This is a genomic window from Vibrio porteresiae DSM 19223 (assembly GCF_024347055.1).
GTDB lineage: Bacteria > Pseudomonadota > Gammaproteobacteria > Enterobacterales > Vibrionaceae > Vibrio > Vibrio porteresiae.
On record NZ_AP024896.1, the window covers coordinates 1,394,777 to 1,416,357 of the forward strand.

Consider the following 21,581-nt stretch of genomic DNA (forward strand, 5'->3'; position numbering starts at 1 on the left):
AGCCCCAGCTCACCTCATGATAAGCCGGGGCTTTTTCGGTGGCTAAATTAAAGCAACCAGTCTACCTTTGACTTTACCCGCTTTTAACTGCTCTAGCCCATCACCAATTTCTTCGAATTTGATGGTGGTTAACGTTGGATTAAGCTTGCCTGTGGCAAACTTGGCGTAAACCCCAGCGATATCTTCATTAGTGCCCCCATTACTGCCTTTCACCGTAACTTGTTTTTGAATCATGGTCATGACATTTAACGTGGTTTCCAATTTTCCCATACCGACGATAACTACTTTACCTTTGAAACCAATCGCTTCAACGGCATCTGCTGTGGTTTGGCCAAACCCGGCGTAATCGACAATCAATGGCAATTGATGCTCAGCCAAATCTAGAACATTTTCATAGACCGCTTTACAGCCCAGCTCCAACGCCAGTTGACGTGCCGCCGGATTTTTATCGACGGCATACACTTCACAACCTTCAATCAGCGCCATTTGGGTCGCGAATTGTCCCAAACCACCAATGCCTACGATACCCACTTTCATTCCAGCTTTAGCGCCACCTTCCGTAAAGAGCGCATGATAGGACGTCATGCCAGCATCCGTGGCCGCAGCACCTTGCACAAAACTGACGCCATCTGGCAGTGGAATCAGTTGACTGGCAGGTACTGCCAATTTAGTGGCATAGCCTCCATCGCGACCATAACCAATCGTGATCCCCGTTTCTGGGTTAATCGGACACACACCCACACGATCGCCCACTTTAAATTGGGTTACGCCTTTGCCGACTTTAACCACTTGTCCTGCGCATTCGTGGCCAAATATCACTGGCTTAGGGTAATATGGCATCCAAGTTTCGTCTTCCAACGCGCCCACATCGGAGTGGCATAGCCCTGCAGCCTTCACATCCAAAATCACTTCGTTGTCCGCCGCAATCGGGTCTTCTTTTTCAATTAACCGTGGAGCGACATGTGTTTTTGTAAATAACCAACCTTTCATTCGTTTTCCTCCCAGTTTCTTTATTCCATAATTCGAATGGCGTGCCACGCTTCGTGTACCGCATCAAGGATACGACGTGAATGCACTGCGTCACCAACCACCGCAAGCTCTTTCACCTTGCCTTCCAATTGATCTTCCAAGCCATTTTCCGCGCGATATCCGGCCGCAATAATCACAGTGTCGCAAGGCAATTCCTGTGTCATGCCCTCTTGTTCGTAGATAACGCAGTCGGCGGCAATCTGTTTAACGCGTGCTGAGGTAAGCAACTGAATATCGCGCTTGGCGAGCATATCTCGCAGCGACAGATCGTTGTTTTTACTGTGCTCGACTGTGGTAAGAATGTCGTTTTGCATCTCAATAATCGCAACATGGTCGGCACTTTCTGCCATAAACGCTGCCACTTCACACCCAACTAATCCGCCACCAATCACCACAACACGTTTGCCACACTGCTTTTTGCCGGTGAGGTAATCATTAGCAACCCCTGCATGCTCGATTCCAGCAATCGGTGGAATTACGCTACTGGAGCCTGTGGCCAAAATCACTTTGTCATATTGTCCGGCAATGACGTCTTCCGCTTTGGTATCACAATGATATTTCACCGGAATATTAAGCTGAGCAATACGATGACTTTGATAACGAATCAGTTTTAATACGTCATGTTTAAAGGTAGGGAAACCCGCTGCATGAAGGTTCCCGCCAAGTTGATCGCTTTTTTCCCATAACTCGACTTTAAATCCACGTTCAGCTGCCGCGATAGCCGCTTGCATTCCACCAGGGCCGCCACCGATCACCAGCACCGAACGAGGCTCTGGAGCTGGCGTTAATTGATACGATTTTTCTGCGTAGCACAGTGGATTGACCGCGCAGTAATAGTGTTTACCACTAAAACCACTGTGCAAACATTCGTTACAACCAATACAAGGAACAATATCTTCGTTAAGCCCCGCTTTGGCTTTATTCGCCCAATGGGGATCCGCCAAGAGTTGATGACCGAGGCCAACATAATCAAGATGTTGATTGCGCAGTTCAGATTCAGCCAACTCAGGTTCGTTCAATTTACCCTGACCAATAACCGGAATCGAAACCGCTTCTTTCACCGCAGCGGTCACACTCATTTGATGAGCGGCGGGTTCGTAAACGGTCGAAATGGCTTTGTACCACACTTCATAACAACCCACATCAACGTGCAATGCATCGACATGAGGTTCAAATAATTTCGCCATCGCGATGCCTTCATCCAGCTCGCGTCCACCTTCAACCCCATGAAAAGCGGTGTATTTCATGATAATCGGAAAGTTGGGGCCGCACGCTTTACGAATCGCAGCAATCGTTTCTAAAGAGAAACGTAGGCGATTTTCCAGTGAACCACCATATTGGTCTTGGCGTTTATTCCACAATGATGAGTGGAACTGATCCATCAAATAGCCGCCGTAACCATGGATTTCAACCGAATCCGCCCCAGCCGCTTTCGCTAAGGTTGCCGAATAGGCCATACGCTCGGTTAAGTAATGAATATCGTCAACAGAGAGCTCTTTACACTTAAGCTGTGGAAACCAAAAGGAAGTCGTACCGCTACTTGCCGAGTATGGCGCATTAAACGGGTCGGTAAATACCATCCGGCCTAATCCCGGCGTAAGCTGGACACACACCTTAGTGCCATAGTGATGACAACGTTCAATCAGCACCGCGAGCTTTTCCACATGATGAAAGCTTGATAGCTCGTTTTCAGGTCGATCTTCGTATTTCGTCGTAACGATGTTGGCACCAGTAATAATAAGCCCAGTACCCCCTTTCGCCCGCTCCACAAAATAGTCAATCGCTTCATTACTGTAGCGGCCATCGGGTTCGGGTTTAGTTCCCATAGGTGCCATCACTACCCGATTTTTTAACCTCATGTTACCGATATTGCCTTTCGCAAAGAGTTCCATGTTGTTTCTCCAAGTTATTAAAAACTTTACCTGAGTAAAGATTATTCTTACTCCAGATTTAAGATTGTGATCAGGCGTTACTAATCAGAACATTTTTTAATCCTTACAAAACAAACAAGATTAGAATAACTTGTTGAAATATTGTTATATTTACCAAATAATGAACGCCAACGCTGATTCAAACGGGCTTGGAGAGTTAGGATATCGGTCATGATTAAAGAGACAACAAAAGAGAAAATCACTCGCACGGCTTACGCTTTGTTTAAAAAACAGGGTTTTAGCCAAGTCAAAGTCACCGATATTTGCGATGCCTGTCATATCACTAAGCCAGCGTTTTATTATCACTTCTCATCGAAAGAGAGTTTGCTGGAAAACTTCTATGCAGGCGTGATTGAGAAGATCCAAACCCAGAGCATCGATTTTGTCTTAGCCGATAATGTTTGGCAGCAACTCTTAATGGTGTTTGATGAACTGGCGGAAGCCGGTAACGAACTTGGCGTCGATCTCAATAGTCAGTTGTTTGTCATCAACTTAAAGCAAGACCGCGGCACTTTTAACTTCAGTCGCCCGTTGCGAGAACTGTGTGTGGCTTTAATTACAAAAGCGCAAAAGCAAGGTCATATTCGTAATACTTCAGCACCTGAAGATCTGTTTCTCTCCGCTGCATTTATGAGTGCCGGATACGAAATGTTTTGGTGCATTAAAAACGGTCAATTCAACCGTAAAATCTTGGTTCATCAATCCCTTGAAGCCCTATTTGACCTCACTCCAGAACTGAGAATGAGCAATAAAGAACAAGTGCAAAACGAAGTACAGCGTTTAGGTGAATGAGCGAAAGTCGAACTAAACAAACTGAGAACATGACATTAGACAAGCTACTTATCGTCTTTGAAGGAGTTATCTTCGGTCATATCCTCTTGGTAAAACTTAAAGCCGTTGCGACCGTGAGTTTTGGTTTGGTAGAGCGCCAAATCGGCACGCTTTAACGCTTCGTTTAGTTCTTTGTCTTCTTCATCAATCCAACTCACACCGATGCTGACTCCGATGTGAATCTCTTTACCACCAATATCAAACGGCTCACAGATTGAATTAACAATCCGCTCAGCCATCTCTTGTGCAACGTGGGTAATATTGTGATTACCAGTGAGCAGAATGGCGAACTCATCACCGCCAAAACGGCACACTAAATCGGTTTCCCTAACGGAGCTTTTTAGCCGCACTGCAACGTCTTTTAATACCGCATCACCGGCGCTATGGCCATAGTGGTCATTTACGTCTTTGAAGTAATCAAGGTCGATCAGCATCAACATATGGTGTTGATTGGCCTCTTGAGTATGCTTAGTGAGTTTTTCAACGTATTGGTTAAATTGGGTTCGGTTGGCTAAGCCGGTAAGCGTGTCATGGTGAGCTGCATGCTGGATTTTCTCGCGGCTCTTTTCTTGCGCAGTGATATCTTCTGAAGTACAGATCCAACCTTTATCAGGCAATTGGTTATAGAGTGCTTCAACGATTTGTCCGGTTTTAAGATGATAGATCTTACGTAGCGGCTGACCTAAATCAAACGCATTGTACATCTGTTCTAACACGTCATCCGGTTGTTCAATGGTTTCTTCACGTTCAAATCGCGTACGCAGAAACTCCCTAAAGGAGTTTCTCACCTGAACCTGAGATGTATTTTTCTTATATACATCAATATATTGACTGTTCCAGTATTTGAGCAATCCACGCGAATCATAGACAGCAACCCCTTGCGGTATGTGGTTCACGATTGCGCTCAATTCATTGTTTTTTGCCTGCATCAAGCGTTCGTTTTCACTCATTTTCTGTTCAATCAGCTTACGTTCAGAAACATCCTGGAACGAGCCAATCAAACGGTACAGTTTTCCGTCTTTATACATGCCCTGTCCGGTGGTTTTTACCCACATGTGTTTTCCTTGGGCATTAATAAAAGGCAATTCACTAGCCCAGATACCATCGGTAACCAACGCCTTATTAACGGTATCTTCAATGATTTCGCGCGCTTCGGGCGCAAAATAGGAGAAACCACTTTCCATGGTAGGAACAAAATCAGGCCCCACACCAACAATTTCCCGTGTCTGCTGAGTCCATACTAACTCGTTGCTTTCAATATCAAATTCCCAACCACCGACTCCAGAGGCTGTAGCTAACTCATCAAACAGAGCGCTTTTTCGTTCCAATAACACTCGTGCTGACTCAACTTGTTCAAACGCAAGTTTGGCCTGCAGCCAGTTCAGATTCGAACGTAATAATCCTTCGACAACTTGAGCAAATGCCTTGAGTCGGAACTGATCCGCTTCACCAAAGGAACGTCGACGGTCATCAAAGATACTTAACGCTCCGATAATCATTTCGCCGTCGAGTGAGATAGGGCACCCCGCACAAAACTGAGTTTTCTTTTCGATGATAAATGGACTGTTACATGAGCGTGGGTCTGATTGAGCATCTTCCACGATGACCATGGATTTGTTGGTATAAATATAACGGCAAAAGGAGTCTGGGCTATCAATGGAGGTTTCACATAAACCAACCGAAGAGATAAACAGCTGTGGAGAGTTTTCCTGATCATCATCATTCAGCGACAACACCGTCATTGGACAGTCGAATGTCTCTGATATCAGCTTGATCAAAGCATTAAGCTCAGGGATGCGATCAACCGTGGTACGCTTTAGCTGAGTAAGCGCTTTATCAAACATCGCTGAATATTGGGAGTGTTTCACCATGTATCCGTTCACCGTACCAAAATCGTTGTTAATTTTTACGTTAGCCAATCGAATTAGCTTAATTTTGGCACAAGAACAGAATCTCATCGAAAAAAGAACCATAAATTGGATGAAAAATAAGGGGTTGATCAGCTAAATCATCCCCTTACTTTCTCTATTTTCACCTAGGTTAGTGTGATAACCAAGACGAACTACGGCTGACTAACACTGTTTACATCAGCAGTTTGATGAGATTAGTCTCTTCGGAGAAACATAAATAATAGGCCACCACAGTCGCTACGACGGTGATTGAAATATCCCCAGCAGACCACAGCATAGAGTAGTTAGGCCATTTTTTGCGTAAATCGACAAAAGCGGGCAACAGACAAAAGGTAATCAATATGGTACCCAAAATAACAAACAGTAACCCATCCACCAAGTTACTGCGCATATTCAGAGCAAACTCCATGTATGCAAAAGTAACTAGAAAGGCAATAAAAGAAGCTCGGTTCAATATGGTCGAATACTTCTCAATTTTGTCGTCGCTTACCAGTTGATTCTGATGTGTGTGGTTAATCATAATTACGCCCTCTCGTCAGTTGGAACGCCTTTACCGCTTAGCCCACATGAATGTAGAGAAGATTATTTCGTGCGTGCAGAACCTTCGTCACAGTGCCAAGAAGTGATACCAAGATTTACACTATTGTGTGATCTATTTCTAAGCAGCGTGAGAGCGACAAAATAGCGTTTCCTTTTTTGTTTCTTACTGATCTCACAACCCAATGCATAACAGCGTGAACCACCTAGGCGATCCCCCTTCCATAAGCCTGCATAAAATCTGGTTAATTGATACTCAATATGCATATGATTTCATTTTCATTAGCAGTCAACCTATCCACCACAATGATTGAAGGATTATGCAGAATGGTAAAAAGAATAGTGTTGTTCATCGTGAGTATCGCCCTCTGTTTTAGCGTACAAGCGCGAACCGACGTATTTCCGCAAAGTGATTTTGATGAACTGAGCTACGGCTTATATTGGTTTGGTGCGAATAACCAATATGAGAAAGCGTCAGCCGACACCAAAGATGGCAGTACTTACTATGACCCAAGTAAGCCAACCTTGATATTTATTCATGGCTGGCAGAAAGACCATATTACTGAGTTAGAACGCCAAACCTTTTACGAGGATGACTCAAACGGCTGGCCAGACATGGACTTTGCCAACCTATGGATAAGTGAAGGCTACAATATCGGTATTTTGTATTGGGACCAATTCGCCGACGAATCTGAAGTTAAAAATGCAGAAGCCAAAATCTGGTCAACCGAAGGGAATAAAGCCATGCGTTGGCTAGATAGCGCTGGCACTTATCATGATGGTCCCGATCAAACCGTCACTGAGCTGCTGCTAGCCGCCTATGAAGACGCGATGGCGGGTTATCAAGGTAGTGACATTCGTCTGGCGGGACACAGTTTGGGTAACCAACTGGCTCTGCGCTTAGCCGATGAGTTAGTCACTCTGGCAGCAAGTGGCTCGGTTAATAGTAACGAAGTGCCACAGCGTGTTTCGCTGCTCGATCCCTTTTATTCCAACTATGCCAAAAGCTATTTAGACGGAGCTTGGGTTGGTGAAAAAGCGCGGGAAATTGTCGCTCGCCTTAAAGCAGCTGATATCGCCATCGATTCTTATCGCACCTCTGTTGTTACCTCTTCCATTTTTGTTGGCGATGAAAATAAAGAACTGCAAAACTCAGTGGCATTTGCCGAAGAAAAAACCGGCTTCTTTAATCAAACGCAGCAGTCACAAAAACACAGTGCTGCTATTTGGCTCTATCTTTGGTCGATAGCGTATTCCACCCCTACCGTTTCCGATAATACTCTCGCTGGTCTTTCTGCCGCGACGACGAACGATGAAGTGAAAGAGTGGATGGCAACAACCGATCACCTCGTGCAATCAGAAGGCGGCAGCACCAAAGACCCACAAGACAACGTATTTGAAACCGCTGACGCGCTGTAATCGTCAGTTTTTTTTTAAAAAAAGACACGAGACCATTGGCTGCATGGCTCGTGCCTTTTGGTTGATTGTGATTAAGAATTGGTCGAAAGCAATGCCCCAAAGGTGATTAAACCAATACCGCACAATTGATTAATACGCTGACCAAATCTGTTCATTAGTGTCGATGCTCTCTTAGATGTCATGATGTAGGCTACCAGCGCAAACCAAACCACATGTAATGCCGCAATATACACCCCATACCCGAGCACAAAGAGCGAGTGATTACCCTGCTCCGTCGAGATTAATTGACTAAAAACACTTAAGAAAAACAGCATCGTTTTAGGATTTAGTAAGTTGCAAAAGAACCCTTGTACCAGATATTTGGAATGTCTATCTGGCTTGTCCATCTCGGCGTTTTGCTCTGGCTGCTGCAACTTAAACTTAGAATGAACTAATCCATTAATACCTAAATAAACGAGATAGCCCGCTCCAGCGTACTTGATCATGGAGAACAACCAAGCGTTGTGTAGCACTAGCTGGCTAATACCCACAATGGAATAAGTAACATGGATACAGACTCCAATACCAATGCCGAACGCTGTAAGCGCCCCCGCCTTACGACCAAACAGAACACTGTTTTTGAATACTAAAACGAAATCCGCACCAGGGCTAATCACAATCAATAACCCGAAAATTATAAAACTAAACCATTCCATTTTTTCTACTATCCTTCAAGAATCATGGGATAAATTGTATCTATTTTTTAGTACGTTATAATCGAAAAGAACGGACACTAACTGTGAGAAAAATTCACGGATGAGACATTTAAAAGCCTTTTATGTATTTCACATTACCGCTGAATCGCTAACGTATAGTGATGCTGCAGAGAAATTGCACATCACCCATGGGGCGGTGAGTAAGCAGATCAAACTGCTAGAACAGCACCTCTCGCAAACGCTGTTTTATAAAAAAGGCCGGAACATGTTGCTTACAGCAGAAGGTCAGTTGCTTAAGCAATATACCGATAAAGCCTTTGGCGCTTTAAGTGACGGCGTTACTGCGCTGACGAGAAAGGATGATGCACATTTAGACATCTCCTGTGAACCAACGTTAACGATGCGCTGGCTTATGCCAAGACTGGCTAGCTTTTATCAACAAACTGGTATTGATGTTCGCCTTTCCACCGCAGGGGGTCCTGTCACACTGAGTGAGGATGGAATATCACTGGCTATTCGTCGTGACGACTTCGAGCTTAACCCTGATTACGTGTCTCATCTTTTAACCCCTAAGTATGTTGGCCCAGTCACCTCACCAGAGTATTGGAGCAAAATAAAAGAGACTCTAGATAGCTGTACTCTGCTTCATTCTAATACTCGTCCGACCGCTTGGTCTGATTGGCTCGCTGCGACCAAAACCCAGCTATCCCAACCCAATGAGAAATCGTTTGAGCACTTTTATTTTTGTTTGCAAGCTGCGTCAGACGGATTGGGAATCGCGATGGGATCCTATCCCTTAGTGGTCGACGATATAAAACGTGGCCGACTAATTGCCCCGTTTGGTTTTATCGAGTCTGGACATAATTATGTGTTGATAAGTCAACATGATAGTTGGAACCAACATGAACAAGCATTTGTGAATTGGTTACAGCTTGAGTTAGCCCAACTAAAACCAACCCTTATTGAAGATTAACGTACGTTGATGCCATAGGAGCTAAAAATCCCAAATGCCCATTCCAGCATCGCACTGCTTGGTACGGTGAAAGAATGAAAATCATCGAGCATTTTGAAAGCAGTGTATTTAGCTTTACCGAGTTCATGATAAGGCAAGAGTTCGATGGCGCAACCCGCTAGATTTTGCTGCATAAATTCCGCGGTGGCGCGCAGGTTGGCTTCATCACCGTTCACTTCGGGGATAAGGGGAATTCGGATTGTCATGGGCACGCCGAGAGCGTAAATGCGTTTGACGTTCTTTAAGATTTGTTCATTGCCAAGCCCAGTGACCGCTTTATGTTTGGCGCAGTCCATCACTTTGAGATCAAAGAAAATATGTTCAAAATAAGGAAACAGATCAGCGGCGCTGCGCCAATTAAAATGGCCGCAGGTCTCTGCCCAGAAACTGATACCTAAAGGTTCGCACTGTTCAATAACAGCACGGATAAAATCGGGCTGCATAAACGGCTCGCCACCCGAAAACGTCACACCGCCATCGGTATAGCGAAAGAAGAGCTCATCCCGTTTGATTTTCGCCACCACCTCATCGACCGATGCGGGCGTACATGCCAGTGAAAGTGCCCTTGAGGGGCAGGCTTTAACACACAAGCCGCAGTGATCACAGGCTTGGGTTGCCTGAGTGACTGCTCGGGGATCAAGCTGTTGCGGACATTGCCCAACGCAGGTTTGGCAGCCTTTGCATTTGTGTGGGTAATAAGCCAATTTGGGCTTAGCAGTCCATGTTTCAGGGTTAGCACACCACTGACAACGCAGTGCGCAACCCGCTAAGAAAATCGTGGTACGCACTCCGTCACCATCATGGATGGAATAATCCTGCATCTGCAGGACGATTCCTTGAGTGGCTGGTGCAGTATTGTCCACGTTCATTAACAACAACTTTCGTGTGCAGAACGGGCAATAATCGCTTCTTGCATCTCAGGTGACAGGTTCACAAACTGAGTACTGTACCCTGCCACGCGCACCAATAGATCACGGTATTGATCGGGATCTTTTTGCGCTTTACGCAATGTTTCGGTAGAAAGCGTATTGAACTGCACATGGAAAGCACCTAAAGCAAAATAAGCACGGATGATATTGCCTAAATCGCGGCGTCCTTTCGCTGTTTTTACCACATCTTCACTTAAACGTAAGTTGAGCAACGTGCCACCAGTGTGAACATCGTGGTTCATCTTCGCACTTGAGCGCATCGCGGCCAGTGGGCTGCACACATCACTGCCAGCAAATGGCGAAACCCCTTCGGTAATCGGTTGACGAGCCAAACGTCCGCATGGTGTTGCCCCCACCACTCGACCCGTTGGAATGTAGTTAGAAATCCCCATAAAGGCACTGTTAAAACGCGAGCCAAAAATATCGTGATATTCACGGGTGGTGCGATAGTAATAGTTAGCAATAGTGCGAGCGATACCATCCACATAATCATCATCGTTGCCGTATTTTGGCACATCCAACGCTTTGGCTCGCAGTGCTTCAAAGCCTTCCCAGTTAGCATCTAACGCTTTATTAAGCTCTGCCATCGTGGTGACTTTGTCTTCAAATACCAGCTTCTTAATCACAGCTAATGAGTTAGCGACAATCGCCAAACCAATCCCAGTTAACACCGGCCCAATATTGTATTTCGCACCGCCTTTGGAAAGATCGGTTGCGGTTTCAATACAATCTTCAATACAAGCAGACAAGAACGGACGTGGCACCATCTCTTCGTGCAGACGCTGTGCTACCAGAGTAGAAATCACAGAGTGACGAATAAGATGGCCGATTTGTGACAACGTCGCATCTTCCACCGCTTGGTAGCTAGCAAACTCGCTGACCACGTCGTCACCCAACTGCTCGCCAGTTAAGCGGCTTTTACCATTATTGAGTGCGTATTCCATCGCCGCTGCAAAGTTCACATTCACCGCCGACGTCCATTGACCTGTTTTGCGAAAATGCGGAACAACACAGCCGCAGTTACTCCAGTCTCGAGCATCTTCCGCATCATAACCCGCTTGCAGCAGCATTTGCGTTCCCGCTTGGTCATTATGAATCGCGGGGAATCCAGTACCAGTACTGACCAAATCGGTAACGGCTTGCAGAAATTCAGGCGGACAATCGGAATGAATACGCACACTTAAACCCGGCTGGTGAGTTTTCACCGCGTCGGTCGCTTCTAAGCACAGGTAAGTCAGTTCATTGGTGGCATCGGAACCATCGCGATTTTTGCCGCCCACAGTGAGATTTTGGAACTGGTTATAACCGGCAAAATAGCCCGCAGTATTAGCTGAAATAGTCCACACCCATTCAGAGAATTTAAGCCATAACGCTTGAATAAGCTCCCTTGCATCATCTTTGGTGATAATGCCGTTTTCCATATCACGTTGATAATACGGATACATATATTGGTCGAATCGACCAGGATTCAGCGCCAATGGGTTTTCAGAAATGATCCCGCCTAATTGGGTAAACCAGACAAACTGAATCGCTTCATGAAAAGTTTGTGGTGGCAGCTCAGGTACGCGGGCACACACTTTAGCAATCTTGTGTAACTCTGCTTGTCGAGCTGGATCGGCTTCTTGCTCGGACAACCTTTCAGCTAATGCGGCATAGCGCTGCGCAAAACGAATAATCCCTTTCGAGGTTAAAATACTCGCTTGGCAGAACTGGATTTTTTCAATATCCCCACTGTTGGCGTAATCCAAACTCGCCATCTTAGCTTGCAGCTTTTCAATCACGCCTTTAAATCCGTATTTAAACAGCACATCTTGATAATCCGGGGTAATTTCCCCCACCGCCTGACGCCATTTGGAGTCGTTATCGACCACGCCAGTATCCACGGCAATTTGAGCAGTTCGAGCAGGTAATGCAGCCAAAAAGTGCTCTTCTAACGATTGTCCTTTCCAATATGGAAACACATTAGCTCGAACAAAATCACGTTGCTCATCCGTCATTTGATAAGGGTCTTGTGGACGTTTATCGAAGTTGTCCATCTCCTTATCGACCCATTGCCAAGAAAACTCAGGGGTTAAAATACCTGTGCGACGAAATTTTCCTGCCGTGCCAACGACCAGTTCATCAGCAAAGATCTGAATATCAAATTGATCGCAAAAATCATAAAACGCCTGTGCTCGGCGTAAGATCACTGGCTGACCTTCGGTGTGTTTATGTGACTCGGTGTAGATACGAGCGCGCTCGTAACAAATGGAAGGTTTTGAATTAACGTAGTTTTGTCTTAATCGTTCGATTCGTTCATTCACTGACATAATAACTTCTCCCTATCGACCAGCTCTGTTTTCCCCTGTCTGGATTACTTCAAACCAGAGAAAAACCCAGCGGCAACATCCGTTGTTGAAAACTGTTTGTATGCTATAACGCACAACTTGAATTCAATCTAACACGGAGCGAAAAGGTCAAATTTTGTTCTAGCGCAATAAAGCGATGAATTATTCAACTATTTGCACCACCATAAGTACACGGAGCAAACAATCGTCAACGTAGCTATTAATTTTTGGTTAAAAGCCTGCTATGGTTCATCGACGTAAAACGGGGCATTGACGTAAAGAGAGCGACAATTAACTCATTGAATGCCTGCCATAAAATAGCAAAGAGAACAGCAGTGAAAAGCGAAGAGATTGTGTTAGCCGGCGGTTGCCTATGGGGCGTACAGGAATTTATCAAATACGTACCAGGGGTCATCAGTACCGAGGCGGGACGAGCCAATGGCACCACGCATACCACCCAAAGTGAGTACGACGGCTATGCCGAGTGTGTGCGCATTGAGTTTAACCCGCAACAAATCAGCGTGGCAACGCTCATCGACCATCTCTTTGAGATCATTGACCCTTATAGCATTAATCAGCAAGGCGTGGATATCGGCTTAAAATATCGCACGGGTATCTACAGCACCAACCCTAATCATTTAACCATCGCCAAACAGTACATCGCAGCAAGAGATGATGCGGCGAAAATTGCAGTAGAAGTACTGCCACTGACTAACTTTGTACCGAGCGATGATGAGCATCAGCACCATTTAACGCATCACCCTGAAGACCATCACTTATGCCATATTCCGTGGAATATTTTGCATCGCTATAAAAAGTCCTAAACACCGCAAACTGCTGGTTCAGCCCCATTTTTTATTTACGCATTTTGTTATGAATAGTTAAATAGAAACAAAGGGTTAACCGATATAACATGTTTTCCATTAGTCATGCCAGCTAAGCTGATATCAAAAGATTGGTTGAACTGCAAACATTAGCTTTTGCTGAAGATAAGAAGCTGTGTGGCTCTGGGCCACCTGGTTACGATAGTGTTGAGCATCAACTACAAGCTTTAGAAAATTATACCTACTGTAAAATCAATCAGTTGAATGAAATTATTGGCGGGTTTTATTATTCTAAAAGCGAGAATACAATCCATTTGATCAGGCTATTTATTGCGCCTCAGTTTCATCGCCAAGGTGCCGGACAGGCTGCTGTGGAATATCTCACGGCTAAGCTGAAATCTAACGGTATCATTGAACTTGAAACGCCAACCTTTAGCACTAATGCGCAACACTTCTATGAAAAAAATGGATTTGTAAAAATTAAAAGGATTGAGTATCGGGATGAGAGCTCATACTTGTATAAAAAATATTATTAGATTCAATCAATTAAAAAGGACCAGACCTAATGCAAGGATTTAGCGTTTCAACTGACCAGACAAAGCTCGATTTTGATGTGATTTATCCCTTCATTTCATCCACTTATTGGGCAAAGGGTATCCCTCAAGCCACACTAAAAAAGGCAATTACCAATTCACTGGCTTTTGGGGTATACACGGATGACAATCAGCAGGTTGGCTTCGCCCGTGTCATTACTGATAAAGCGACCTTTGCTTACCTCTCCGATGTGTTTATTTTGCCTCAGTTTCAAGGAATAGGCTTAGCGAAGCTCCTCATGAAAAACATTGTCGAACATCCAGACACGCAAGGACTCCGCCGTTTTATGCTTGCCACCAGCGACGCTCATGGCCTCTATGCACAATTCGGTTTTGAGCAGATAACCAATGCCCAATCTTTCATGCAAATTTGGCAGCCTACCATTTATCAGTAGATGAAGGGACAGTATATGGGGTAGCTCTCGATTAATGTTGGCCGATTTGCGCATAACATGTTCGGTTTCTATTGAACTAAAATTCATTAAGAAAATGTAAAAGCGTCTAGCCCTGCACAAAGAATCGCCATAGGTTCGCGCATAATTGACACTTCTTGAGAGCATTTATCCCATCCTTGCTCATCAATTATTCGCTGCACACTCTTCTACCTTAACGCAGCTCATCTTAGTCCTATGGAGGAAATGAACATGGCATCTAGCTCGATCAAAAACGTAGTGTTCGATATCGGTAATGTGTTGGTACGTTGGAATCCTATTGAGATTACTCGACTGACTTTTACCGATACACACGACATTGAGAGCTTGTGTGAATCCATTTTTCAATCAGAAATTTGGTATAACCTCAATAAAGGGCTAATTTCAGAAAATGAAGCGAAATTACAGCATCAAATTCTGCTTGGCTTATCTGAAGTCGAATGTGAACGCCTGTTTTACTATGTGAAGCAAACTCAGATCCTTATCTACGGTTCGGTAGACCTTGTCAAACGTGTAAAAGCCGCTGGCTATCGAGTGTTTGCCTTGACTGATAATGTCCATGAAATCGTCAACCATTTAAAATCCACTTACACCTTCTGGGATCTTTTCGAAGGCGCTGTTGTGTCTGCGGATGTCGGCATCCTTAAACCTCAAGCCGAAATCTACCAGCATCTGCTTAACCAGTTTGATATCAAAGCTGAAGAAACCATTTTCCTAGACGATATGCCGCACAATGTAAAAGGCGCACAAAATGTGGGTATCACCGCAATAGAATTTAAAAACGCAGACCAAGGCGAACATGCACTAAAAGAATTGGGGCTTGTTTTCTAACTATCTGCTTACTCGGCAAAAAAACGTTCAATACAAAAACAAAGGCGAGAGTTTCCCCTCGCCTTGTCAGTTACCCTTTCGCGGGCTGCATCTGTTGCTCTATCTCAGGCTCACCGCGCAGAAAATACAGCGCCAGTGCAGCAACAAGTGAACACAAACCCATAAGCAGAGCCACATAGGCAAGCACATCTAACAGTGGGTCGCCTTTATCTAATCCCTGCTGCATTAAGAGCCCTGAAAGCCAAGGCGCAATGACGGCACCAGCGCGTCCAACACCAATGACAAAACCAGTTCCAGTTGCGCGTACGTGGGTTGGGAATACGTAGGCAACTAACGTATAAATGCCTGAAACACCTGCATTAGCGAAGAATCCCGCACCCGCCGCCAGTAAACTGAGTTGAGTAAGATCAGGTTGAGATTGACCAAACAGCGTCACCGCGCCACAAGTGAGTACCAATACACCCACTGTTAAACGTTTTAAGCCAATTTTACTGCTCAGTACCCCAAACAAAGCACCACCTAATACGCCACCAACGTTCACCCAAAATAGCACACCTGCGGCAGATGCTGCGCCAATTCCCATCTGCACTACTATCGTTGGCGTCCATTTCAGAACGTAGTAGAAAGTGATCATTTGGAAGAGATAAGCCAAGGTCATCAATAAGGTGGCAACCAACAAGCCTTTGGCACCGGTGGAAAAGATATCCAGTATTGAGGTTTTGCTTTCATGCTGCACTGGCACTGGCAATTGCTCAACACCCTGATGGCCAAGTTTACTTAAGACAGTATTGATTCGAGATAAAGCGTTACGTGGTTGAATGCGGCTTAACCAATGCACAGACTCTGGGAGTAACAAATAGGTAATCGGAATCATGATGCCAGACATTAGAGCACCAGCCCAGAACATCGCGCGCCAGTTCACTGCTCCCGCATCCAAAATAGCGTGCCCTATGGCACCGCATAAAATGCCTCCCATCGGATAGCCGATGACCATGAGAGAAATGCTCAAGCTGCGATAACGTTGGTTAGTAAACTCGGCGACAACGGCATTATTGGTCGAAAGCAATCCACCAATACCAAAGCCGGTAAAGACACGCCAAGCACATAGCGCACTCACGCTCGTCACTTGCGCCACCATTGCCATCCCAAGCGCCATCACTGCGAGGCAACCGAGCAGCATATGGCGTCGGCCAATTTTGTCAGCGATACCTCCCAGCAGTACAGAGCCAACCGCCATGCCCAGCAGTTCCATCGAAAGCACCACGCCCAAGCCTGCCCTATCAAGGCCGAACTCACTCATTATGCCTGCGCCTGATACCGCAATTGCCAGAACATCAAAGCCATCAACCGCGCTAAAAGCCACGGTAATTGCCACAATCACTTTTTGTAGCCATGTCATTGCCGAGTGTTCCAATATTTCGCGAGGGTCCGCCGCTTGATTTGTCATTCACTTACACCACATTTCCGTCTAGATGGCTAAATAGTCCAATATTCAATGACAAGGAACAATTGAGGATTTTTAATTAACAACATGAATTTTATTCAGCTTAAATCATCACGTAGAGGAATAAAGCCCCTAAATGAGTAACGTGACAAGTTAATATGAGCAGACAAAAAAAAAGCCGCTACTGAACCAGTAGCGGTAGGTTAAAAGCCAGGACTGCCGCCCACGGCTGATTGCTTAAGGTGTTGTCAAACCACAGAATAACAAGCAGAGACCTTTCGCACTCGCGTTTCCCATTTCAGATTGAATAAAAGGAAACATGTTTGCGATCAGTTAGGAAGCGAGTGGTGATTGAAAACAAGATGACCCCGAATGAATCGACTCAAAGCGTCACCACTCTCTTAGTAGACGCAGACTATTTTAGGCTTTCAGAAATAAATATCGTGCCCAATTTTCCCTATTCATTGCCTATTCGTCTTGTTTTATATGGAGAGGCGCATTTTCAACGCTTAATGATTTCATCAGAAAAAGAAATGGCTCCTAACTGGAGCCACTTTATCGTGTGTTAAAGCACTAATCATTTAATCGCAAATTTTCAATCGATTCCGATACATCGTTCGCGCCAGCGTGGATCTTATCCATGATCATCGCGACCTGTTCGATACGTTCGTTGGTTTGCTCAGCCACCGTTGAGGTTCCCTTGATGGTCTCCACAACTTCATTGGTAAGTTGGATGTTACGTTGTACTACATCGTTAATTTCATTGGTGGAAGAGGAAGTTCGAGTGGCAAGCTGACGGACTTCATCCGCCACCACCGCAAAGCCTCGACCATGTTCACCTGCACGTGCCGCTTCTATCGCTGCATTGAGCGCCAATAAGTTGGTCTGATCGGCAATCGAGGTAATGGTTTTTACAATATTGGATACATCCGATGACAGTGTCACTAATTGATTAAGTTGGTTAATCGCAGAGTTGACGGTGTCGTTCATTTTGTCGGACAACGCGACACAAGCTTTAAGGTCTGCCTTACCCGATTCAGCGACGCGTGCGGTTTCCACTGACGTGTCTTGCGCAATATGAGCCGCTTCACGCAGTTGCACACCTTTTTGCACGTGACTGGTAATATCGACGGCAAATTTAACCACGCGATAAACTTTACCTTTATCGTTAAAAATTGGGCAGTAAGAAGCTTCAATCCATACCTCTTCACCATAGCTGGTACGGCGTTTGAAGCGCCCAGAGTTGGCTTTACCTTGGCTTAAATCGCGCCAAAAGTTGGGATTAGCTTTTACGTAGTCGTCAAAACAGAACATGCGATGATATTTACCAATCACCTGATCACGTTGATAACGCAACGCTCTGAGGAAGTTATCATTGGCATTGATGATGGTGCCATCGGGTTCAAACTCGATCACCGCATAGGTTTTATTCAAAGCTGTAATCAGGTCTGCCGCACGCTGAGCAGCTGAAAATTTCTCGGTAATATCCGCCCCAACTTTCATCACACGTACAACTTTGCCGTTATCCATGATAGGAAAGTAAGTGGCTTCCATAATCAATGGTGAACCATCTTTTCTGATGCGGAAAAAGTTTCCAGCCTTCTCTTTGCCACTGGCCAAATCTTGCCAATGTTTACTGTATTCAGGGCTGTTATAGACCTCTGGGCTACAGAAAATTTTATGATGTTGGCCCTTTAACTCTGCAAGCGTATACCCAACCGTGGAAAGAAAGAGTTCATTGGCATCAAGAATGTTGCCTCTAGGGTCAAATTCAATCATGGCAACAAATTTGCGCATGGATTCAAGGGCGCAATGAGCTTGTCGATACGACTCATTCACTGCTGAATTATCTACAGACTTCTTAAAAAACACGTATCTTTCTCCCCAAATAGGTACGCGCTCTATCCACAAGAGCATTTTTTGCAACTAAATGCATTTCAATCACGTAAATATAGCAGACCTTTTTTAGTCAGCAGACGCGATAATGTGTGCTACATCATTAACATACACTAACTATGGCATTGAAAGCACAAATATTCTTCCTTATCAATTGGATCTAAATCACACTTTGCAGTAACATGTCGTAACAATAAAACACTGTTCATAAGAGTAATTGCCTCATTAGTGAAACAGTGAATATCATGGTGTCTATTCATTAAATGACCGTATGGTCATCTACTCGCCCCCTTTGGGGAAGGTTTATTTACGAGTATGGAAATCCATGACAATGCAACAACGAGAAAATCAGTTTACGAAACGCGTTATTGATGGCGTTTACGAAACCAACAAAATGTTACTGCGCATCGGCGACAGCGAAGTCGTTAAGATGTTCAAACCTAAGAAAAGCAGCCCTCGTCGCTACGGCCGAGAAAAAGAGTCTCTACAACGTATGCACGATATCGAAGGTGTGCCAACGCTAATTGCCACCAATGATGAGCAGCACACGATTCGGATGTCACGCTTACCAGGGCAAACGGCGAAGACGCTCTCGGTGGAAAATGCGGTAATGCTGTCAAAAATTGTCTACCAAATGCTCGCGGCAGGCGTAGCGCGTCATTCGTTACCGATTCGCGATATTGTGGTCGACAGTAAAGGCAACTTGGGTTTGGTGGATTTTGAGCGTGTGACCTTGTGTCGCCATGCTTGGAGCCCCATCTGGCGCATTGCACGTAAGGTATCGATTTACCATTTGTACCGACTAATTAATGAACACCAACCACAACTACTTTCGCCAAAAGCGAAAATGGTGGTGCAATTAGGTGGCATGATTCGGCGAATCGGTTTAGTCATTCGTGCTTTTAAATAACCCCGCCAATTTGAGTTGGTTACCTTTAACCTCACCTTCTTAATCAAACTTGATAGCGGTTATCAGGGAGCTCTTGCTCCCTGACTTTTTACTCATTGTTTATTGATCGCTTAATTGAGTAAATCAATGCTATCAATACTAATACCTGCCGATAAGTAATCGCTTAACCCTGAACCACTAATGACCGTTAGGGTCAACGTATTCCAACTGCCGGAATCCGCCCAAGCACTGGCGGGAATAGTGTATTCAAAGGTCGTGTTATTACCTCGATAGGTACCGACCGTTAAAGAGCGTGTACTTGGCTGAGTCGACGCAGAAGGATTAGAAGAGGTCCAATCGTTGACCGACACTTTAGGACGCCCATTGGCATACGCCGTAGTAATGCCGATACGCAAAGTGTGGGCAGACGCGCGCTGCGCATCACTTAGTTTGAAATAGATGATGTGGCTATTATTAATGTCTTTCCAGATATAGGCTGGGAAAGATTTAGTGGTCGAGGTACCGACAATAAAATTGCCCGTATCCCATTCCGACATTCTTGGATCTGATGGGTGCATGGTGGTCAATAGGTCACCATTGAGAAACTCTTGTGGTGAACCATCCCATTTACCGATACGCCAAATCACGCTGTCATCACCGGGATCGTTATCAATGGTAATGGTATTTAAAATCGTCGTATCGCCAGCAGACACGGTCACGCTTTGGCTTTCAACCGCTAACTCATTTTTGTAAATGGTCATGGTATAAGTGCCTGGCAACATGTCATCGCTACTAAAATAACCACTTGAAGCGTTAGCACTGGTCCAATATTGAGCCGAGCTATTGGCAAAGCCAACCGTGTAGGTGTAATCACTGTTCATGTTATCAATCGCCACACCAGCAACTCGCCCACGACCACTCTCAGCGACATACCCAGTCAGCCCCATATTGGCAAACCATGAGGTATCAATATCGCTGTCGGCAGGCGGCGTTTCTCCGTCATTGACCACCAGCGTGTAATGATTAAGGATGCCAGTGCGGTAATCTTCGGTTTGCGCTTCAGCGTAGTTCACTATGTAGGTGATTTCTTGGTCGGTTGCGCCGCCTTGGTTAAGCAAACTGCGATAGAAAGGGCCGCCAGAACTGCCTTCTTGGTTATCGCGCACAATCCAAATACCGACATTGTCACCGGTAGCACCAATGGCACTCCAATCGATAGCACGTTGATTCGAATAGTGTTTAGAACGAGTTTCACCATCAGACAAGGCGAAAATATCACTCGATTCAACGGTAGAAACGGTATCAGAAATATCCGACGCCTCAGGTCCATTATCCAATAGCGCGCGTTTGATGCGAGCAATGTAGCGCACATGACCATGTTGATCAGGTTCAGAAGTAAAATAGGTCGCCATGTAAATATACGGATAACCATTACGTGCCATGTAGTAATGGGTTAAATCACCTGCTTTTACGGTGATTTTAATGTAATCGCTATTAATGGTTTGGGCACTGACTGTCACATCAGAAGTGGAACTGTAGAGCCAGTCAAAACCCGAGTTGAGCTGTGAACCGCGGCTTTGATCTTGATATTCTGTGCCATCAATCTTCAATGAAGCTAAGTCACCCGCGGACTGAGTGCTTACGCCGTTATCAGTACGACGAATACTAAAGACGACTCCTGCATTAGTATCGACAGTGTAAAAATCTGTGGTGGTGGTTAATGAAAAACTGGCGTATGCAGGCAGGCCGACACACGTGAGTATCGCTCCAACGGCTGACACCAGTTGGCGTTGCAACCTTCTTTTTAAATTCATGATTTCCTCTCTTGTTATGCAGTCCGACAGCCGAAACAGAACAGCCAAACGACATAAGAAAGCTGCGCGGGCCATTGGCTTTAGTCACATCAAAACGATCCCATTGTGAACAATAAGCCACCAACTGCATATTGAAACAGGGTGAGAGTGTTACCTTGACTCCTAAAAAGGTGGAAACGTTTACGCGCTATCAATCAATCCCATGGCGCAAATCAAATTTTGCTATACAAGTAGACCCA

The 21,581-nt window shown here is 45.1% G+C and carries 19 protein-coding genes and 1 pseudogene; 9 read left to right on the forward strand and 11 right to left on the reverse strand.

The window, feature by feature from the left end; genetic code table 11:
• Positions 1-42 precede the first annotated feature (42 nt).
• The gene (locus OCV11_RS22900; RefSeq protein ID WP_261896765.1) at positions 43-990 is read right to left on the reverse strand and encodes a zinc-binding dehydrogenase; all 948 of its coding nucleotides are present in this window, start codon (positions 988-990) and stop codon (positions 43-45) included.
• Positions 991-1,010: 20 nt separating this feature from the next.
• Positions 1,011-2,921, reverse strand: a complete 1,911-nt coding sequence (locus OCV11_RS22905; protein WP_261896766.1) for an NAD(P)/FAD-dependent oxidoreductase — start codon at positions 2,919-2,921, stop codon at positions 1,011-1,013.
• A gap of 210 nt (positions 2,922-3,131) precedes the next feature.
• Between OCV11_RS22905 and OCV11_RS22910 the strand changes: the two genes are divergently transcribed.
• Positions 3,132-3,752 (forward strand): TetR/AcrR family transcriptional regulator, encoded by a 621-nt coding sequence (locus tag OCV11_RS22910; RefSeq protein WP_261896767.1) that lies wholly within the window; start codon positions 3,132-3,134, stop codon positions 3,750-3,752.
• A gap of 44 nt (positions 3,753-3,796) precedes the next feature.
• Here the strand turns inward: OCV11_RS22910 and OCV11_RS22915 are convergent, their stop codons facing one another.
• Together OCV11_RS22915 and OCV11_RS22920 are read right to left on the reverse strand one after the other, a co-directional pair.
• On the reverse strand, positions 3,797-5,710 hold the full coding sequence (locus OCV11_RS22915) for a diguanylate cyclase domain-containing protein (RefSeq protein WP_261896768.1): 1,914 nt from the start codon (positions 5,708-5,710) through the stop codon (positions 3,797-3,799).
• A gap of 163 nt (positions 5,711-5,873) precedes the next feature.
• Positions 5,874-6,221 carry a hypothetical protein gene (locus OCV11_RS22920; protein ID WP_261896769.1) on the reverse strand — a complete coding sequence of 116 codons (348 nt, stop codon included), beginning with the start codon at positions 6,219-6,221 and terminating at the stop codon, positions 5,874-5,876.
• A gap of 344 nt (positions 6,222-6,565) precedes the next feature.
• Between OCV11_RS22920 and OCV11_RS22925 the strand changes: the two genes are divergently transcribed.
• A complete protein-coding gene (locus OCV11_RS22925) occupies positions 6,566-7,657 on the forward strand; it encodes a hypothetical protein (protein ID WP_261896770.1) in 1,092 nt (363 codons plus the stop codon).
• A gap of 71 nt (positions 7,658-7,728) precedes the next feature.
• Here the strand turns inward: OCV11_RS22925 and OCV11_RS22930 are convergent, their stop codons facing one another.
• Positions 7,729-8,352 carry a LysE family translocator gene (locus OCV11_RS22930; RefSeq protein ID WP_261896771.1) on the reverse strand — a complete coding sequence of 208 codons (624 nt, stop codon included), beginning with the start codon at positions 8,350-8,352 and terminating at the stop codon, positions 7,729-7,731.
• 100 nt (positions 8,353-8,452) lie between these two features.
• On the opposite strand from OCV11_RS22930, the gene OCV11_RS22935 reads away from it, so the two are divergent.
• Positions 8,453-9,325: a LysR substrate-binding domain-containing protein gene (locus tag OCV11_RS22935; protein ID WP_261896772.1), complete on the forward strand. Its 873-nt coding sequence runs from the start codon at positions 8,453-8,455 to the stop codon at positions 9,323-9,325.
• On the opposite strand, the gene OCV11_RS22940 is transcribed toward OCV11_RS22935, so the two are convergent.
• Both OCV11_RS22940 and OCV11_RS22945 read right to left on the reverse strand, forming a co-directional pair.
• A complete protein-coding gene (locus OCV11_RS22940; protein WP_261896773.1) occupies positions 9,322-10,233 on the reverse strand; it encodes a glycyl-radical enzyme activating protein in 912 nt (303 codons plus the stop codon). The genes OCV11_RS22935 and OCV11_RS22940 overlap by 4 nt on opposite strands.
• Positions 10,233-12,602 (reverse strand): glycyl radical protein, encoded by a 2,370-nt coding sequence (locus OCV11_RS22945; RefSeq protein WP_261896774.1) that lies wholly within the window; start codon positions 12,600-12,602, stop codon positions 10,233-10,235. The genes OCV11_RS22940 and OCV11_RS22945 overlap by 1 nt, the downstream gene beginning before the upstream one ends.
• Positions 12,603-12,955: 353 nt before the next feature.
• Here OCV11_RS22945 and OCV11_RS22950 point away from each other — a divergent pair, with 353 nt between their 5' ends.
• From OCV11_RS22950 to OCV11_RS22965, 4 genes are all read left to right on the forward strand, one after another.
• Positions 12,956-13,444, forward strand: coding sequence for a peptide-methionine (S)-S-oxide reductase (locus OCV11_RS22950; RefSeq protein WP_261896775.1), 489 nt, complete (start codon positions 12,956-12,958; stop codon positions 13,442-13,444).
• 131 nt (positions 13,445-13,575) lie between these two features.
• The gene (locus tag OCV11_RS22955; RefSeq protein WP_261896776.1) at positions 13,576-13,980 is read left to right on the forward strand and encodes a GNAT family N-acetyltransferase; all 405 of its coding nucleotides are present in this window, start codon (positions 13,576-13,578) and stop codon (positions 13,978-13,980) included.
• A gap of 29 nt (positions 13,981-14,009) precedes the next feature.
• Positions 14,010-14,432: a GNAT family N-acetyltransferase gene (locus OCV11_RS22960; protein ID WP_261896777.1), complete on the forward strand. Its 423-nt coding sequence runs from the start codon at positions 14,010-14,012 to the stop codon at positions 14,430-14,432.
• Between the two features lie 249 nt (positions 14,433-14,681).
• Entirely contained in the window at positions 14,682-15,299 is a 618-nt protein-coding gene (locus OCV11_RS22965; protein WP_261896778.1) for an HAD family hydrolase, read from the forward strand.
• 70 nt (positions 15,300-15,369) lie between these two features.
• Here OCV11_RS22965 and OCV11_RS22970 read toward each other — a convergent pair whose 3' ends face one another.
• Complete coding sequence (locus tag OCV11_RS22970; protein ID WP_261896779.1) at positions 15,370-16,746, reverse strand: MFS transporter; 1,377 nt, start codon at positions 16,744-16,746, stop codon at positions 15,370-15,372.
• Between the two features lie 344 nt (positions 16,747-17,090).
• Between OCV11_RS22970 and OCV11_RS22975 the strand changes: the two genes are divergently transcribed.
• Entirely contained in the window at positions 17,091-17,312 is a 222-nt protein-coding gene (locus tag OCV11_RS22975; RefSeq protein WP_261896780.1) for a hypothetical protein, read from the forward strand.
• Positions 17,313-17,316: 4 nt separating this feature from the next.
• Here OCV11_RS22975 and OCV11_RS25130 read toward each other — a convergent pair whose 3' ends face one another.
• The gene (locus OCV11_RS25130; protein ID WP_444546129.1) at positions 17,317-17,733 is read right to left on the reverse strand and encodes a methyl-accepting chemotaxis protein; all 417 of its coding nucleotides are present in this window, start codon (positions 17,731-17,733) and stop codon (positions 17,317-17,319) included.
• A 129-nt stretch (positions 17,734-17,862) separates the two neighbouring features.
• Positions 17,863-18,660, reverse strand: a pseudogene (locus OCV11_RS25135) (PAS domain-containing protein); the annotation flags it as partial.
• Between the two features lie 304 nt (positions 18,661-18,964).
• Here OCV11_RS25135 and OCV11_RS22990 point away from each other — a divergent pair.
• Positions 18,965-19,549 carry an RIO2 family protein gene (locus tag OCV11_RS22990; protein ID WP_261896781.1) on the forward strand — a complete coding sequence of 195 codons (585 nt, stop codon included), beginning with the start codon at positions 18,965-18,967 and terminating at the stop codon, positions 19,547-19,549.
• 110 nt (positions 19,550-19,659) lie between these two features.
• On the opposite strand, the gene OCV11_RS22995 is transcribed toward OCV11_RS22990, so the two are convergent.
• On the reverse strand, positions 19,660-21,342 hold the full coding sequence (locus OCV11_RS22995) for a rhamnogalacturonan lyase B N-terminal domain-containing protein (protein ID WP_261896782.1): 1,683 nt from the start codon (positions 21,340-21,342) through the stop codon (positions 19,660-19,662).
• Between the last annotated feature and the right edge of the window lie 239 nt (positions 21,343-21,581).

Excerpts from the sequence above, each read along its gene's own strand:
- OCV11_RS22910 (WP_261896767.1), top strand. The coding sequence starts at position 3,132 with ATGATTAAAGAGACAACAAAAGAGAAAATCACTCGCACGGCTTACGCT.
- OCV11_RS22920 (WP_261896769.1), bottom strand. The coding sequence starts at position 6,221 with ATGATTAACCACACACATCAGAATCAACTGGTAAGCGACGACAAAATT.
- OCV11_RS22960 (WP_261896777.1), top strand. The coding sequence starts at position 14,010 with ATGCAAGGATTTAGCGTTTCAACTGACCAGACAAAGCTCGATTTTGAT.
- OCV11_RS22990 (WP_261896781.1), top strand. The coding sequence starts at position 18,965 with ATGACAATGCAACAACGAGAAAATCAGTTTACGAAACGCGTTATTGAT.
- OCV11_RS22965 (WP_261896778.1), top strand. The coding sequence starts at position 14,682 with ATGGCATCTAGCTCGATCAAAAACGTAGTGTTCGATATCGGTAATGTG.
- OCV11_RS22905 (WP_261896766.1), bottom strand. The coding sequence starts at position 2,921 with ATGGAACTCTTTGCGAAAGGCAATATCGGTAACATGAGGTTAAAAAAT.
- OCV11_RS22925 (WP_261896770.1), top strand. The coding sequence starts at position 6,566 with ATGGTAAAAAGAATAGTGTTGTTCATCGTGAGTATCGCCCTCTGTTTT.
- OCV11_RS22995 (WP_261896782.1), bottom strand. The coding sequence starts at position 21,342 with ATGAATTTAAAAAGAAGGTTGCAACGCCAACTGGTGTCAGCCGTTGGA.
- OCV11_RS22900 (WP_261896765.1), bottom strand. The coding sequence starts at position 990 with ATGAAAGGTTGGTTATTTACAAAAACACATGTCGCTCCACGGTTAATT.
- OCV11_RS22970 (WP_261896779.1), bottom strand. The coding sequence starts at position 16,746 with ATGACAAATCAAGCGGCGGACCCTCGCGAAATATTGGAACACTCGGCA.
- OCV11_RS22945 (WP_261896774.1), bottom strand. The coding sequence starts at position 12,602 with ATGTCAGTGAATGAACGAATCGAACGATTAAGACAAAACTACGTTAAT.
- OCV11_RS22930 (WP_261896771.1), bottom strand. The coding sequence starts at position 8,352 with ATGGAATGGTTTAGTTTTATAATTTTCGGGTTATTGATTGTGATTAGC.
- OCV11_RS25130 (WP_444546129.1), bottom strand. The coding sequence starts at position 17,733 with ATGAACGACACCGTCAACTCTGCGATTAACCAACTTAATCAATTAGTG.
- OCV11_RS22935 (WP_261896772.1), top strand. The coding sequence starts at position 8,453 with ATGAGACATTTAAAAGCCTTTTATGTATTTCACATTACCGCTGAATCG.
- OCV11_RS22940 (WP_261896773.1), bottom strand. The coding sequence starts at position 10,233 with ATGAACGTGGACAATACTGCACCAGCCACTCAAGGAATCGTCCTGCAG.